This window comes from Capnocytophaga sp. H4358 (assembly GCF_002302515.1).
Lineage (GTDB): Bacteria > Bacteroidota > Bacteroidia > Flavobacteriales > Flavobacteriaceae > Capnocytophaga > Capnocytophaga canis.
Map to the genome: position 1 here is coordinate 466942 of NZ_CP022380.1, position 16452 is coordinate 483393.

11 protein-coding genes are annotated in these 16452 nt (G+C 35.3%); 10 read left to right on the forward strand and 1 reads right to left on the reverse strand.

Going from position 1 to position 16452, the window contains the following annotated elements; translation table 11 throughout:
• Positions 1-12: 12 nt before the first annotated feature.
• On the reverse strand, positions 13-1209 hold the full coding sequence (locus tag CGC49_RS01990; RefSeq protein ID WP_095911730.1) for a heparan-alpha-glucosaminide N-acetyltransferase domain-containing protein: 1197 nt from the start codon (positions 1207-1209) through the stop codon (positions 13-15).
• A 716-nt stretch (positions 1210-1925) separates the two neighbouring features.
• On the opposite strand from CGC49_RS01990, the gene CGC49_RS02000 reads away from it, so the two are divergent.
• The 10 genes from CGC49_RS02000 to CGC49_RS02045 all read left to right on the forward strand — a co-directional run bounded on the left by CGC49_RS02000 (position 1926) and on the right by CGC49_RS02045 (position 16427).
• Positions 1926-3461 carry a YifB family Mg chelatase-like AAA ATPase gene (locus CGC49_RS02000; RefSeq protein WP_042345736.1) on the forward strand — a complete coding sequence of 512 codons (1536 nt, stop codon included), beginning with the start codon at positions 1926-1928 and terminating at the stop codon, positions 3459-3461.
• Between the two features lie 251 nt (positions 3462-3712).
• Positions 3713-5509: an L-fucose isomerase gene (locus tag CGC49_RS02005; RefSeq protein WP_095911731.1), complete on the forward strand. Its 1797-nt coding sequence runs from the start codon at positions 3713-3715 to the stop codon at positions 5507-5509.
• Between the two features lie 452 nt (positions 5510-5961).
• Positions 5962-7251, forward strand: coding sequence for an L-fucose:H+ symporter permease (fucP, locus tag CGC49_RS02010; RefSeq protein WP_095911732.1), 1290 nt, complete (start codon positions 5962-5964; stop codon positions 7249-7251).
• Positions 7252-7593: 342 nt separating this feature from the next.
• On the forward strand, positions 7594-9345 hold the full coding sequence (locus CGC49_RS02015) for a DUF349 domain-containing protein (RefSeq protein ID WP_095912662.1): 1752 nt from the start codon (positions 7594-7596) through the stop codon (positions 9343-9345).
• Between the two features lie 113 nt (positions 9346-9458).
• Positions 9459-10049, forward strand: a complete 591-nt coding sequence (locus tag CGC49_RS02020; RefSeq protein ID WP_095911733.1) for a non-canonical purine NTP diphosphatase — start codon at positions 9459-9461, stop codon at positions 10047-10049.
• Positions 10050-10250: 201 nt separating this feature from the next.
• A complete protein-coding gene (locus CGC49_RS02025) occupies positions 10251-10874 on the forward strand; it encodes a PolC-type DNA polymerase III (RefSeq protein WP_042008091.1) in 624 nt (207 codons plus the stop codon).
• A gap of 256 nt (positions 10875-11130) precedes the next feature.
• Complete coding sequence (locus tag CGC49_RS02030; protein WP_095911734.1) at positions 11131-13494, forward strand: 3-hydroxyacyl-CoA dehydrogenase/enoyl-CoA hydratase family protein; 2364 nt, start codon at positions 11131-11133, stop codon at positions 13492-13494.
• 5 nt (positions 13495-13499) lie between these two features.
• The gene (locus CGC49_RS02035) at positions 13500-14222 is read left to right on the forward strand and encodes a copper homeostasis protein CutC (RefSeq protein ID WP_095911735.1); all 723 of its coding nucleotides are present in this window, start codon (positions 13500-13502) and stop codon (positions 14220-14222) included.
• A gap of 126 nt (positions 14223-14348) precedes the next feature.
• The gene (locus tag CGC49_RS02040) at positions 14349-15131 is read left to right on the forward strand and encodes a glycoside hydrolase family 16 protein (protein ID WP_095911736.1); all 783 of its coding nucleotides are present in this window, start codon (positions 14349-14351) and stop codon (positions 15129-15131) included.
• 81 nt (positions 15132-15212) lie between these two features.
• Positions 15213-16427, forward strand: a complete 1215-nt coding sequence (locus CGC49_RS02045; RefSeq protein WP_095911737.1) for a metallophosphoesterase — start codon at positions 15213-15215, stop codon at positions 16425-16427.
• Positions 16428-16452: the final 25 nt, after the last annotated feature.

Here is a 16452-nt window from a genome sequence, read left to right on the forward strand (position 1 = left end):
TTGGCATCAATTTTATTTTCGAGTGAACGCCAATAGTAGTAATAATATTTGATTTTTGAGTCTCAGTAAAAACCTAGTACTTAGGCGATATCCTTCGATGAAGGCTTGTTTTATTTCAGTGATAACAAATTGCAGCTTTTCAAATACAATAAATTTCCAGTGATTGTATCTGAATGAAATCCAGATGTTTAACGCTACAAAGAGCAATGCTCCTATAATAGTTATGTACGGATTTAAACTAAAATGAAAATACTGATACAATCCGAATCCGGTAAAACTTCCGTAAAGAATGATGTAATGGATGATATAAATCGACAATGTATTTTGTCCGATACTGCGGATTTTTTCAGACATAATCACATTTCGTAATGCCATGAACACTGTAAATACTAATAAAACATTTCCTAAACGATTGAATATCTCGTTTTTGGCAAGTAACAATGCTAAATCGCTGTTTGTTAGTTGATTCATCCATAAAAGAAATGGAGAAAAGATAAAGGATAGCACCAACCCGAAAAAAGATGTGAAAACAATTGCGTAGTTATAAACATATTTATTATTACGAAAGATACTAAACAAGACGCCCATAAACGCACCAAAGGAAGCGTAACCAAACCAAGGGAAAATCGTAAACACCGATCCGTTCGCTTTTGTGAAATAATTTGCTAGTGCTATCGGTAGAAAATCGTAGTTCATCGCTGAATAGATAGGTGCAAAGACAAAAGAAATTAGTGTGAAACCTAACAAAATTGATGGCATTACGTAAATTTTCTTTCGATAGGAAAACAAATAAATTGAAATTAGAAATAGTAGAGATAACCCAATGCAATGCAATACGTCAATCATATAGGTGTTTGGATATATTTTTCCGTAAACCAATAGACTTCTAATATGTGTTCTGAGTAGATATGCGGTGATAATCAATACAATACCTCTGCGGATTCCTTTAATAACACGTGAGTGATTCCATCCTATTTTTTCGTCTGTTTTTTCTTTAGCTAAGAGGAACATGAAAATAAAACCTGATACGGTGAAAAATACAGGAGCTGTTAATCCTCTAAAAAACAACCATGTAGAATAAAAAATATTTTCTGAGTTTCGAAATTCATTTGCTAACAAGCCATCAACAAAGTGACCTTGTAACATCATGCAAATGGCAAAAGCTCTCATCACATCAATAAAGTACAGTCGGAATACAGGATTTTTCATTTAAGAAATATGTTTTTCATAAAACGGGTGCAAAGCTACAAAAAAATATGAATGATAAACGGTTTTATTTACAAGAAAAAAGGTTGCTATTGAATATAGACAACCTTTTCCATATAAAGAGATGATTAATGATTTCCTTCTGAGAGTTTGTACTCTCAAAGAGATAATTTGCGGTACAAATGTACATATCTATTTTCTTCTAACCAAATTTGTGTCACATGAAATTTTAACATTTTCTGTTCAAAAAAGGTGATTTTTGCATGAACGGTCAAAAAATGAACCTGAACTGTTTATTTTTTAAGAAAAGATTAACATTATTATCTTAAAAAAATTCAAACAAGCACTCTTTTTTACTGATATAGCATATATTTTTTCACAGAAAAGATGCCATTGAACCTGAACAGTATCATCTTACTATCAGAAATAATTATTTTGAATCGGTTTCTGTCAGTATTGAACCCTATTTTTCTGAAAACATCGTTGCGGGAGCATCTTCATCTTCGTTTTTTCTTCCCAAAGGAAGTTATTCCATCGTAGCAATTACCAAATCACAGCTAAAATTAAAAAGTACGTTTACACTCCAAGGTAAACGGGAACAACTCATTATGAAAATCAATGAAAAGGGTTCTTTTAGAATAAAATAATTTTCAACGCTTTAAAAACTTGTTTTTTTTCAAAATATAAAATACCTTTGTAGAACTAATACATTGGATTTTATGCTTGTAAAAATATACGGAAGTGCTGTTTTTGGAGTAGAAGCAACCACTATTACCATTGAAGTGAATATAGACAAAGGTGTGGGGTACCATTTGGTTGGTTTGCCCGATAATGCCATCAAAGAAAGTAACTACCGTATTGCTGCTGCACTTCAAAATATAGGCTACAAAATTCCAGGAAAGAAAATCACTATAAATATGGCTCCTGCTGATATGCGTAAAGAAGGTTCAGCGTATGATATGAGTTTTGCCATCGGGATTTTGGCAGCTAACGGACAGGTGGAAAGTGATCACCTTTCGGAGTATATAATTATGGGTGAGTTATCCTTAGACGGGAGTTTACAGCCTATCAAAGGAGCTTTGCCGATAGCCATTCAAGCTAGAAAAGAGAAATTCAAGGGATTCATCCTACCGGTTCAAAATGCGAAGGAAGCCGCTATTGTCAATGATTTGGACGTCTATGGAGTGGAAAATATCAAAGATGTTATTGACTTTTTTAACGGAGAAAAGGAACTTGAAAAAACGGTTGTTAATACTCGTGAGGAATTCTATAAACAGATAGATTCACCGGAGTTCGATTTTGCGGATGTTAAAGGGCAGGAATCAATCAAACGTTGTATGGAAATTGCAGCAGCAGGAGGGCATAATATCATTCTGATAGGGCCTCCAGGATCTGGGAAAACGATGTTAGCAAAGCGTTTACCAAGTATTTTGCCACCAATGACTTTGCACGAAGCTTTGGAAACGACAAAAATACATAGCATTGTGGGGCGGGTTAAAGACAGTGGTTTGATGTATCACCGTCCGTTCCGTAGTCCTCATCATACCATTTCTGATGTGGCGTTAGTCGGTGGAGGGTCATATCCCCAACCCGGTGAAATTTCATTGGCTCACAATGGAGTTTTATTTTTAGATGAGTTGCCCGAGTTTAAGCGTACCGTCTTGGAAGTGATGCGACAGCCTCTGGAAGACCGTGAAGTAACCATTTCAAGAGCTAAATTTACCATAACCTATCCTGCATCTTTTATGTTGGTGGCAAGTATGAATCCAAGCCCCAGTGGTTATTTCAACGATCCCAATGCTCCAATGACCTCAACACCTGCCGAAATGCAACGCTATTTGAGTAAAATTTCAGGGCCTTTGTTAGACCGAATTGATATACACATTGAGGTAAACCCTGTGCCGTTTGAAAAATTGTCATCAGAACATAAGTCAGAAAGTAGTAACGCTATTCGAGAGCGTGTCATTGCAGCGAGAAATATACAAACTGCTCGATTTAGAGAGTATGAAAACATACACTACAACGCTCAAATGAATACCAAACAGATACGAAAATTCTGCAAGTTAGATGAAACTTCACTTTCGATGTTGAAAGATGCAATGAGTCGCTTGAATCTTTCGGCTCGTGCATATGACCGTATTTTGAAAGTAGCACGGACTATAGCCGATTTAGACCAAAGTGAAACTATCAATCAAAATCATATTGGGGAAGCAATCCAATATCGAAGTTTAGATCGTGAAGGTTGGTTGGGATAGTGTTTTGGAAATAAATTACGCTCTTTTGTTGCTGATTATTCCATAAAAAAGATTAGTAACTCATTTGCATGTATTTTGTTTTGAAAGGAAGAAAAGAATAATAAAAATGTAAGAGATTAAAAATCAATATAAATCACTCTATCTAAGAACAGTTTCTCCAATAAAGAAGTATGTTCGAGTAACTTTAGTTTGGCTTTGATAAAGAGATAGAAAGGATTCGGATTAATAAGGTTAAAATTAATATCATAAAAATGAATAAAGAAAGATTAATTGGACGACTTCCTAAAGTGGGGATTCGTCCAGTGATTGACGGGCGAGAGCAAGGTGTCCGTGAATCATTGGAAGTTCAGTGTATGAAAATGGCTCAAGCGGCAGCCGATTTAATTAGTAAATCTCTGCGATTCCCGAATGGAGAACAGGTGGAGTGTGTTATTGCTGACACAACCATTGGAGGTGTGGCGGAAGCAGCACGTTGTGCCGACAAATTCCAACGTGAGGGAGTAGGTGTTTCATTGACCGTTACGCCTTGCTGGTGTTATGGAACTGAAGTCATGGACACTGATCCATTAATTCCAAAGGCGGTTTGGGGTTTTAATGGAACAGAACGTCCAGGAGCTGTCTATTTGGCTGCAGCCTTGGCAGGATACACTCAAAAAGGACTTCCTGCATTTGGAATCTACGGAAGTGAGGTGCAAGATGCTGATGACACCAGTATCCCTGCTGATGTACAAGCGAAAATCTTACGTTTTGTAAAATCAGGTTTGGCCGTAGCTTACATGAAAGGAAAATCATATCTGTCATTAGGTTATTCATCAATGGGAATAGCAGGGTCAATGGTTGATATTCATTTCTTACAAGATTATCTTGGTGTACGCACCGAGTTCGTAGATATGTCTGAAATCCAACGTCGTATCAAAGAAGAAATCTACGACAAAGATGAATATAAAAAAGCTATAGCATGGACTCGTAAACATTGCAAAGAGGGTAAAAATTGGAATAATGCACATAATATTGTCGATGAAAAACAAAAAGATTATGAGTGGGAAACTGTTGTGAAAATGACAATTATTATTCGTGATTTAATGATTGGTAACCCAAAATTACGCGAGTTAGGTTTTGGAGAAGAATCGAACGGGCGTAATGCCTTAATTTCAGGTTTCCAGGGACAACGCCAATGGACTGATTTTATGCCTAATGGCGACTTCCCTGAGGCAATTCTGAATTCATCTTTTGATTGGAACGGCATCCGCCAAGCGTTTGTTGTGGCAACGGAAAATGATTGTTTAAACGGTGTAAGTATGTTATTTGGGCATTTACTTACAGGAACAGCCCAGATTTTCTCAGATGTGAGAACCTATTGGAGTCCAGAAGCTGTAAAACGTATCACAGGAAAAACTCTTGAAGGCAGAGCTAAGAATGGAATTATTCATCTTATCAATTCAGGATCAACTACTTTGGATGCTACTGGACAAATGAAAGACAGCGAAGGCAACCATTTGCTAAAGCCCTATTGGGAAGTTACAGAGCAAGATGTTCAGGCTTGTTTAGACAATACGCTTTGGCCACAAGCTATTCGTGAGTATTTCCGTGGAGGAGGATTTTCGTCTCAGTTTAAAACTGTCGGAGAAATGCCTGTAACAATGTCGCGAATCAATTTAGTGAAAGGTGTTGGGCCTGTGTTGCAAATTGCAGAAGGTTGGACGGTTGAAATTCCTGAGGATATACACAAAACATTAGATGAACGTACCAATCCAACATGGCCAACGACTTGGTTTGTACCGAGATTAGATCCTTCAAAAGATAACTTTAAGGATGTATATTCGGTAATGTCATACTGGGGTGCTAATCATGGAGCTATCAGTTATGGACATATAGGTGCAGATTTAATTACTTTAGCATCAATGCTTCGCATACCTGTGATGATGCATAATGTGGAGGATAAAGACATCTTCCGACCATCAGCTTGGGCCGCTTTTGGAATGGATAAAGAAGGTTCTGATTACCGAGCTTGTGATACCTATGGAGCTTTGTACGGAATCAAAAAATAATTGATTGATTTTTAATAAAAAAGGCTGTCTGAATGAATTTTCAACAGCCTTTTTGATTTTTTCAGGTTTACTTTTGAATATACGATATTTGGTCGTGTTGTAAAAAGTATGATGGAAGTTCTGATTGTCAGGCTGAGCGAAGTCGAAGCCTTATCATTACAGGGCTTCGACTTCGCTCAGCCTGACAGAAATGTCCTCTTTTTTTAAGGTATCATACTTTTTACATCACTTCCCGATATTTTAATATTTTTGAAAAATATTGATAATCATGTATTTGTATAACATACTTCAAATTTCGTTAAGGCTGTAGCTTCGATATACTTTCTTTTCTTACGAGAAGATTCGAAACATCTTCAAAAAAAAGTTAAAAAAGCATGTTTTTTTATATATTTTTTTTATCTTTGTAGCTGATGATATATTATAAATAAACACAACCAAAACTATTCTTTGCAATGAAAAAAGAAAAAATTGTTCCTTCACATTACGTAGTACCATTCATTATCATTACCAGTCTTTTTGCTTTATGGGGGTTCGCTAACGATATTACCAATCCGATGGTAGCAGCGTTTAAAACTGTAATGGAAATTCCCAATAGAGAAGCTGCTTTGGTTCAATTTGCCTTCTACGGAGGGTATGGAACCATGGCCATTCCCGCAGCTATTTTTGCAAGTAGATTCAGCTATAAAAAAGGTATATTATTAGGGCTGATTTTGTATACCGTGGGAGCGTTATTGTTTTATCCCGCTGCAAAATATGAGCAATTTAGTTATTTTTTAATTTCGCTCTACATCCTAACCTTTGGGTTAGCTTTTTTAGAAACCACAGCAAATCCCTACATTCTTTCAATGGGAAGCGAAACCACAGCTACGCGTCGCCTAAATTTAGCTCAAGCATTCAACCCTGTTGGGTCACTGTTAGGAATGTTTGTTGCCTCGAATTTTGTTCTATCTCATTTAGAATCAGATAAAAGAGACGTTGCAGGAAATATAGTTTTCGAGACGCTCTCTGCTTCTGAAAAAGCAATCATACGGACTCAAGATTTAGAAATTATCAGTAAACCATATATTATATTGGGCTTTGTAGTATTGCTATTCTTTATTATCATCGCCTTATCAAAAATGCCTAACACACAGAATAATAGTAAATTAGATGTAATAGGATCGTTTAAGCGTTTGTCGAAAAATGTAGCATATCGCGAAGGTGTGATTACGCAAGGTTTCTATGTTGCTGTTCAAATTATGTGTTGGACGTTCATCATTCAATACGCTGAAAGCATTGGAATTAACAAATCCACGGCACAGAATTACAACATATTAGCTATGGTGATTTTTCTGTCAAGCCGTTTTGTAACCACTTTTTTGATGAAATATGTTAAACCAAGTGTATTGCTTACAATCTTTGCTATCGGAGGGATGTTGACCACATCTATGGTCATTTTTGTTGGAGGAATGTTCGGACTCTATTGCTTGATTTTAACCTCTGGATTTATGTCATTGATGTTTCCTACTATCTATGGAATTGCTTTGGAGAACACCGGAAAAGACGCAACAATGGGAGCCGCTGGTTTAGTAATGGCGATTGTAGGAGGTGCTTTGATGCCTCCTTTACAAGGAGCAATTATTGATTTAGGAAATGTAGGATCGTTACCAGCAATAAACTTTTCGTTCATATTGCCATTTGTCTGCTTTGTAGTGATTGCTATATATGGCTACCGTGTGTATAAAAAGTTAGCAAAATCTTAAAAAAAATGAAACTATTTATATTGTTGATTTTCAGTTTTTTGAAATACTTTTTATACTGAAAAATGAAAAAATAACTAAAAATCAGCTATTTATTAAATATTTTATTGTACCTTAGTAGCGAGTTTACGTAAAAATTGTGAAAATAGTAACATAAATCATTAGCTTATGTCAGAACTTAACAATGAACAACTGCCAGATGTAACGAAAACACCTCATAGTACTAATCAAGAGGTTAATGTCACTCACAACAGTGATGCAACGCAACATATATTAAATGAAATCAACCGAGAGAATGCCGAAGATGCCGAGGATTTAGACAATAAGAAGCGGCATGAGATTCCCATGCTCCATTATGAGGCAATGTCGTTAGATGCTCTAAAACAAGAGTTCAAAAAATTGCTTCATACTGAAAAGGTACAGGCAATTAAAAAACATGTCGATGCTATCAAAAATGAATTTGATAAAAAATATGAGGAGTTACTGGAGGAGAAGAAAGAGGAATACATTGCTGACGGAGGCGAGGAATACGATTTTAAATATGAACATCCGCTACATCGGGAGTTTTATACTCTGATCAACGAATATCGCGACAAGAGAAATCAGTATTATAAGGATTTAGAGGTTGTTCATCAGGAAAATCTAATAAAACGTCGTGAAATTATTGAAGAAATAAAGAACCTAATCAACGTAGAAGAGAATATCAACACTACTTTCAAGCATTTTCAACAACTTCAAGATCGTTGGCGTAAGGCAGGGGCTGTTTCTCATTCCGAGTACAATGATTTGTGGAATAATTATTATCATCATGTTGAGAATTTCTATGATTTTATAGATTTAAGCCGTGATTTGCGTGATATTGATTTTAAACGTAATTTAGAAGAAAAGCAGAAAATTGTAGAAAAGGCGGAAGCTTTAGCTGAAAGTGATGTGGATCCAATAAAAGCTTTTCATGAGCTACAGTTGTTACATAAAGTGTGGAAAGAGGATATTGGCCCTGTGGCTCGTGAACACCGAGAGGAAATTTGGCATCGATTTAGTAATGCCACCAAAGCTGTTCATGAGAAAAGGCAGTACTATTTCGACAATTTAGACAAAATGTATGAGGCTAATGCCGTCAAGAAAAACGAAATAATAGAGAAACTCAAAACTGTTGCAGAACGTAAAATTACCACCCACGGAGCTTGGCAAAAAGGTATTAAAGAGGTTGAGAATTTGCGAGAGCAATTCTTAAACACAGGTAGAGTCCCTAACACGCTTACCGAGGAAATATGGCATAAGTTCAAGGAGGTAGTTCGTGAATTTAACCGTAAGAAAAATAGTTACTATAAAAATCTCAAAAAAGAACAACAAGAAAACCTTGAGAAAAAATTAGCCTTATTAGAAATAGCAAAAAACAACAAAGACAGTCAAGATTGGGAAGCCGTAACGCCAGTTATGAAGAAAATCCAAGAGGATTGGAAAGCTATAGGTAACGTTCCGAAAAAGAATACGGACAAAATTTGGAAAGAATTTCGAAAAGCATGTAACGACTATTTTGATCAATATCATAAAGCTGTAAGAAACAATCAAAACAAAGAGTTTGAAGCTTTAGAAAAGAAAAAAGAGTTCTTGGATAAGATAAAAGAATACCAACTGGGAGATAATCGAGAAAAAGAACTTGAAACTTTACAAGGTTTTGTGGAGCAATGGGATAGCTTTGGGAAAGTGCCACACGCTAAAAAAGGTATTGATTTGAAGTTCCATAAAATCATTGATTCCTTCTACAAAAAGTTAGATTTCGACAAACAAGAGATTGAGTTGATTAAATACAATAACAAATTAGAACGTTTAGCAAACGATGATAATGAGGATTTATTAACCAATGAAATGATGTTTGTCCGTCGAAAAATTGACGAAATCAAGGCTGAAGTGCTTCAATTAGAGAATAATCTTCAATTTTTCAGTAATGTAGATGATAAAAATCCGTTGGTTCGTGATGTAATCAGAAACATTAATCACCAAAAGGAAACTCTTGAAACATGGAAAGCAAAATTGCGAGAACTCAGAACCTTGCAAAATGCACAATCTAAAGAAGAGGAATCAACAGAAGAATAGATAGTTGTTTTCATGATGTTAAGATTGAAAAGAGGCAACTAAAATAGTGTGCCTCTTTTCTAATTATATTCACTATTGACTGTTTTACGTTTTTTTTATTTAATGATTGAAATATGTTAAAAATTGTTTTTGCAACCAATAACCTCAATAAACTCAACGAAATTCAAGCTTTGATGCCTGATAGTATACAGGTTTTAAGTTTAAAAGATATCAATTTCAATGATGATATCGAAGAAACCGAAAGCACCATCGAAGGAAATGCAGTATTAAAAGCTCAATATATCAAAAAGCACTATGGATATGACGTTTTTGCAGATGATTCAGGGTTAGAAGTGGTTACATTAGACAATCAACCAGGTGTTTTTTCAGCTCGATACGCTGGAAACCATAGGAGTGACACTGATAATATAGCTCTTTTGTTGAAAAATATGCAAGGACAAACTAACCGAAAAGCAAGGTTTAAAACGGTGATAGCCTTGTGTATAGGAACTGAAGTACACACTTTTATTGGCATTGCCGAAGGAGAAATTACCCAAATACCAAAGGGGACGAATGGTTTCGGTTATGACCCTATTTTTAAACCAGAAGGCTATGATCAGACTTTTGCAGAGTTATCAGCTTCTGAAAAGAATGGTATTAGTCACCGAGGAAAAGCGGTTAAACAGTTAGTAGAGTTTTTGTCTTTTGGAAATAAGAAAAGTTAGAACGTTCACTTTTTTTGTGTTTTTGACAAAAATCGTATGATATTCTCACTTTAATACTAATGAATTGGTGAAATTTCTTCTAAAATGAATACAATCAAGATATTTAGAGTATTTATAACCATTCTCAATTGTTAAGTGAATTTAAGAGTAATTTTCGGTAGTCTAACAAAAAGACTAAAACAATCAAAGACAAAACATAAAATGTCAATATTCAATATATTTTCGAAAAGACAAAAAGATGATTTACCTCTCAATAAAGTGAAATTTGTGGTGTTCGATACTGAAACTACAGGGTTTAATTTCGCAACGGATAGAATTTTATCTATTGGAGCAATTACGATTTTGGATAATCAAATGTACGTGAAAGAAAGTTTCGAAATTTTTCTGCAACAAGAAAAATCAAACCCCGAAAGTATTCCTATTCATGGAATTATCAAGGAGCATAAGTACAACAAAGTTCCAGAAAAAATGGCTGTTACCATTTTTTCAGACTATGCTAAAGATGCCGTTTTAGTAGGACACCATGTAGGATATGACATTAAAATGATTAATACAGCTCTCGAACGACATCAACTACCAACTCTCAAAAATGAGTTTATCGACACAAACTATCTATTTAAAAAGACCAAAGTAATCAATTATCTTCTTAAAAATGATAAAAATTATAGCTTAGATGAGGTTTGTCAAGAGTTGAACATAACCACTCATGATCGACATAACGCAGCTGGTGATGCTTTCCTAACAGCGATTGCTTTCTTAAAGATACTTCATAAACTCGCTGAATCAAAGAAAATTACAACTCTAAGCAGATTATTAAAATTGTAAAATTTTCTTAGTTTGTCGATTTACGCATTGTTTGACATACGAAAAATCATTACATTTGTCACTTGTATGGAACTTAAAAAACGATAGCTTCCTTATTTAATTCAATAAGATTTAAAGCGTTTTAAGCATATGGGGAATGAAAGGGAGGTCTCAATTATCTTCGTATATAATTTTTTTTCAGGTAAAAAGTGTATGTATATAGCGGGAAAAGAGATTTGAAAATCAGAAATAATAGGTATTCCCATACGTATTTAGGATTATGCGACGAATAAAAAAAATAGCGGTTATTGGTTCAGGAGTGATGGGTAGTAGCATTGCATGTCATTTCGCGAATATCGGTGTGGAAGTTTTGCTATTGGACATTGTACCAACACAACTCAACCATATAGAACAAAAAAAAGGATTTTCATTGTCCGACAAAGTGGTGAGAAACCGAATAACGAGTGAAAATCTGGAAAAAATTCTAAAATCAAATCCTTCCCCCATATATCATCCACAGTTTGCTAAACGTATAGAAATCGGAAATTTAGCTGATGATTTACCTAAAATAGCTGATGTTGATTGGATTATTGAGGCTGTGACCGAGAATTTGGAAATCAAAAAATCAGTCTTTGAAAAACTGGAGCAATATCGAAAACAGGGAACACTCATTACTTCAAATACTTCAGGATTGCCTGTCCATTTTTTGAGTGAGGGGCGTAGTGAGGATTTTCGTAAACATTTCGCAATTACGCATTTTTTCAATCCACCTCGCTACTTACAGTTGTTAGAAATCATCCCAAGCGCTGATTGTCAGTCGGATGTGGTTGATTTTTTGTTTTTTTATTCTGATAAATTTTTAGGAAAGACGCCTGTTTTAGCTAAAAATACACCTGCGTTCATAGGTAATAGAATCGGTATTTTTGTTATGATGCATACTTTGCATCAGATCAAATGGTTAAATTTAAAAATTTCGGAAATTGATGCTTTGACGGGAACTATTATTGGACGTCCGAAATCAGCAACTTTTCGAACAGGTGATGTTGTAGGGTTAGATACCTTGGTACATGTAGCAAAAGGAGTTGAAAAGAACTCCACAGACAATCAAGATAAACACCTATTTCAAATTCCTGATTATGTGTTGAACATGTTAAAAAACAATTGGTTAGGAGCTAAATCAGGACAAGGGTTCTACAAAAAAATAGATAAAGAAATTTTTGAGTTGGATTTACGTGCTATGGAGTATGTTCCTTGTCAGCAAGTTGTATTTCCGTTGTTGAATGAAGTTAAAAAAGAGGAGCTGAAAGACCGTTTTTTACTCCTAATTCAGGGGGATGATAATGTGTCGTTGTTCTATAAACGGACTTTTGCGGCATTGTTTGCCTACATCCAAAATCGTATTCCAGAGATTTCAGATACGCTTTATCAGATTGATGATGCTGTTAGAGCAGGTTTTGGTTGGCAAATAGCACCTTTTGAAATTTGGGATGCTATTGGACTTGCCAAAGGAGTTGAGTTGATGCAATCAATGGGTTATGAAACAGCCGATTGGATTCAGGATATGTTGCGTAACAATCAGCTATCATTCTACAAGCTAACTAAGGAGGCAACATATTTTTACGATATAAAAACAAAGAAATATCGAAAAAAAGTAGGACAAGAAGGATTTATCATCCTTGATAATTTTCGTTCGGAAACCCTTTGGAAAAATGATGAAGCGAGTATCATTAATTTGGGTGATGGTATTTTGAATTTAGAATTTCATTCTAAAATGAATACCATTGGTGGAGGAATTTTGGAGGGAATCCATCGAGCGATTGATTTTGCTGAAGAGAAATTCCAAGGAATAGTTATTGGAAATCAAGCAGAGAACTTTTCCGTAGGAGCGAATATTGCGATGATCTATGCAATGGCTACAGCAAAAGAATACGAAAAATTGAACCAAACAATAGCCTATTTCCAAAATACAATGATGCGACTCCGTTATTCGTCAATTCCTACGGTAGCTGCAATCCATGGGATGACCTTAGGGGGAGGTTGTGAGTTGAGTCTACACACCGATAAGGTGGTTGCTGCTGCAGAAACCTACATTGGTTTGGTAGAGTTTGGGGTAGGGTTAATTCCAGGTGGAGGAGGTTCTAAAGAATTGACAGTCAGGGCTTCAGATGGTTTACGAAAAGGAGATGTAATATTGAATCGTTTGCAGGATTATTTTCTGACTATCGCAATGGCAAAAGTTTCAAAATCAGCTTATGAGGCCTTTGATTGGGATATTTTGCAAAAAGGAAAAGATATAGTGGTAGTTAATCGTTTACGACTTATTGCCGAAGCTAAAAAACATGCTCTGTTACTTGCAGAAGCAGGATACACCCGTCCTATTGAACGTGACGATATTAAAGTGTTTGGAAGACAATCATTGGGAGCTTTCCTGGTAGGTACGGATTCGATGCGAGAAGGAAAATATATAACCGATTATGACAAAAGAATAGCCGATAAATTGGCATATGTAATGTCAGGAGGTGATCTTTCCGAACCTACCCTCGTTTCGGAACAATATTTGTTAGATTTGGAACGTGAAGCATTTTTGTCTCTGTGTACTGAACCACAAACATTAGAACGAATAGCAAAAATTTTAAAATAAAAGATATGATTTACGAAATATGTGCAAGTTCCTTTGAATCAGCAAGGAACGCTCAATTGGCAGGAGCAAATCGCATTGAATTGTGTAGTGAATTAGGAGTAGGAGGAGTTACTCCAAGTTACGGGCTTATTAAAAAAGTTATGGACGAACTTTCTATCGAAAATTGTGTTTTGATACGTCCAAGAAGTGGAAATTTTACTTACACAGATGAGGAATTTGATGTGATGCTCCGTGATATTACTTTTTGTAGAGAATTGGGCTGTAAAGGTGTGGTTACAGGGGTTTTAAATACTGACAACACCATAGATAAAGAGCGTACACAACAATTGATTGAGGCGGCGGGAGATATTGATTTCATCTATCACCGAGCTTTTGACTGCGTTCCTAATCCAGAAGAAGCCTTAAATCTATTAAAAACTTTGGGAGTAAAACGTATTTTAACTTCAGGAGGAAAAAAATCAGCTGTGGAAGGGTTGGAAGTACTTAAAAAACTTAATCAAAAAGCTGAAGGAAAAATTACCATTATGCCAGGAGGAGGAATTAATCCACAAACCATATTAAAGATTAAAGAAGCAGGATTTAACGAAGTACATTTCTCAGGCACTGTTTTTGAGAAATCAGCTAACGAAATGCCTTTTTCTTTCAATACGGCAAGTTTTTTAGATGAATCGGTGCGTCCAATTTCAGGAATCGAACAGATAAAAACTATTATGAACGCCTTGAAGTAAACTTCTGTGTTTATTTTTCTGAAAGTTTTACACAATTACAAGTAAAACCTTATATTTTTTACTTTTAAATGATTTATTTTCAGTTGTTTATTTGAAAGGAAATTCTTCAACTAAAATTATTTGAAAATGAGAAAAATTTTGATGCTTCTTTGTTCTGTATCCCTGATGGTGGGATGTAAAACTTCTTCTGAAATTGGTAGCAAAAAAGAAAAGAAGTGGCGATTGGTTTGGGAAGATGATTTTGAAAGAGATGATATTTTTTCTACAGGTGTTTGGTCAAAAATTCCGCGTGGTAAATCTGATTGGAATAACACAATGAGTTTGGACGAATCACTTTTTGAAATCAAAAATGGAAATCTGATACTCATTGGGAAGAAAAACGACATCGCTCCAGATGATTCTTCTAAATTTGTAACAGGAGGTGTTTTTACCAAAAACGGGAAATATTTTGAATACGGAAAGGTAGAAATTCGTTGTAAACTTGAAGCTACACAAGGCTCTTGGCCAGCAATTTGGATGCTTCCAAAGGTAGGAAAATGGCCTTATGGTGGTGAAATTGATATTTTGGAACGATTGAATTTTGATAATTTTGTATATCAAACCGTACATACGCAATACACACAAAAGAATAAGGAAAATCCTAAGCATTACACTACTTTTCCCATAAATCCAGACGATTATAATACCTATGCAGTAGAAATTCAGCCTAATGAACTACGTTTTTACGTCAATGACCAATTTACGTTTTCATATCCTCGTATTGAAGGAAATCCAGAACAATTCCCTTTTGGAAAACCTTTTTATTTATTGATTGATATGCAGTTAGGAGGCTCTTGGGTTGGAGATGTTCCTGATTTTGAAAAACCAATTCGTATGTATGTTGATTGGGTTAGATATTATCAAAAATAATTTGTATAAGGTGAAAATTGAAAATTTTAGGAACGGTTTTTGTGCTTCTTACGAAAATGAAGAAGAATTTTATTTGAAAATATGTACGTAATACTCGTTTTATTTATAGTTGTTTATCTTTTATTGGCACGTTATGCCAATCAAGCTCTGAAAACGCTGAAAATTTCTCAAAAGGGTAGGTATGTTTTTGGAGCGATTTCTGTTTTGGTTATTGTAAATGTAGTTTTGCAGTGGCTTCTTCGTACCAAAGCCGTATGGACTATCTTTCAGCAGTACTCGATGGGGGCGTTAATTACTTGGTTTATCATACTTGTTGTGCTATCTCTTATTTTATTTTTGGAGGACATACAACGGATTGGTGTTGCGTTATTTCGGTATAAATCAGCGGGTAATAAGTCAATTCCATCAAGAAGGAAATTTGTCAGTTTGTTGGCATTGGGGGTGGCTTCAGTTCCTTTTTTATCAGTGGTTTACGGAGTTACAAAAGGAAAATATAATTACAAAATTTGGAAATACACACTTTATTTTGACGATTTGCCAGAGGCTTTTGATGGATATAGGATAACGCAAATATCTGATATTCACGCAGGAAGTCTTGATAGTGAAGATAAAATCCGATATGGAATTGATTTGATTAACCAACAGCAGAGTGATGCCATTATGATTACGGGTGATATCGTAAATAATTTGGCTAGTGAGTTGCTTCCTTGGAAAAATATTTTGAAGCAATTAAAGGCTAAAGATGGTGTCTTTTCCGTTTTAGGAAACCACGATTATGGAGATTATTCCTCTTGGGAAACTCCCGAAGCAAAGGCAAAAAACCTTGAAGATTTAAAAGAAATACAACGTGAAATGGGATTCGATTTGATTTTGAACGACCATCGTTATATTGAAAAAAATGGAGAAAGGATTGCCATTTTGGGAGTTGAAAATTGGGGGCACGGACGATTTTCAAAGTATGGCGATTTGGAAAAAGCAATGCAAAACGTTTCAGATGAAGATTTCAAGATTCTTTTAAGTCACGACCCAACGCATTGGGAGTACGAAGTGTTGCCTGAAAATAAAAATATCCAACTAACTCTCAGCGGACATACACACGGAATGCAATTAGGTGTTGAAATAGAGGGACTTGTGAAATGGAGTCCTTCAAAATGGACTTACAAATATTGGGCAGGAATGTATGAGGAAGCAGGAAAAAAACTGAATGTTAATCGCGGATTTGGCTATCACGCATTTCCAGGACGTGTAGGAATTTGGCCAGAAATTACCGTAATTGAATTGAGGAAAAAACAATAAATGTTAAACAAAAATAGTTTTTACT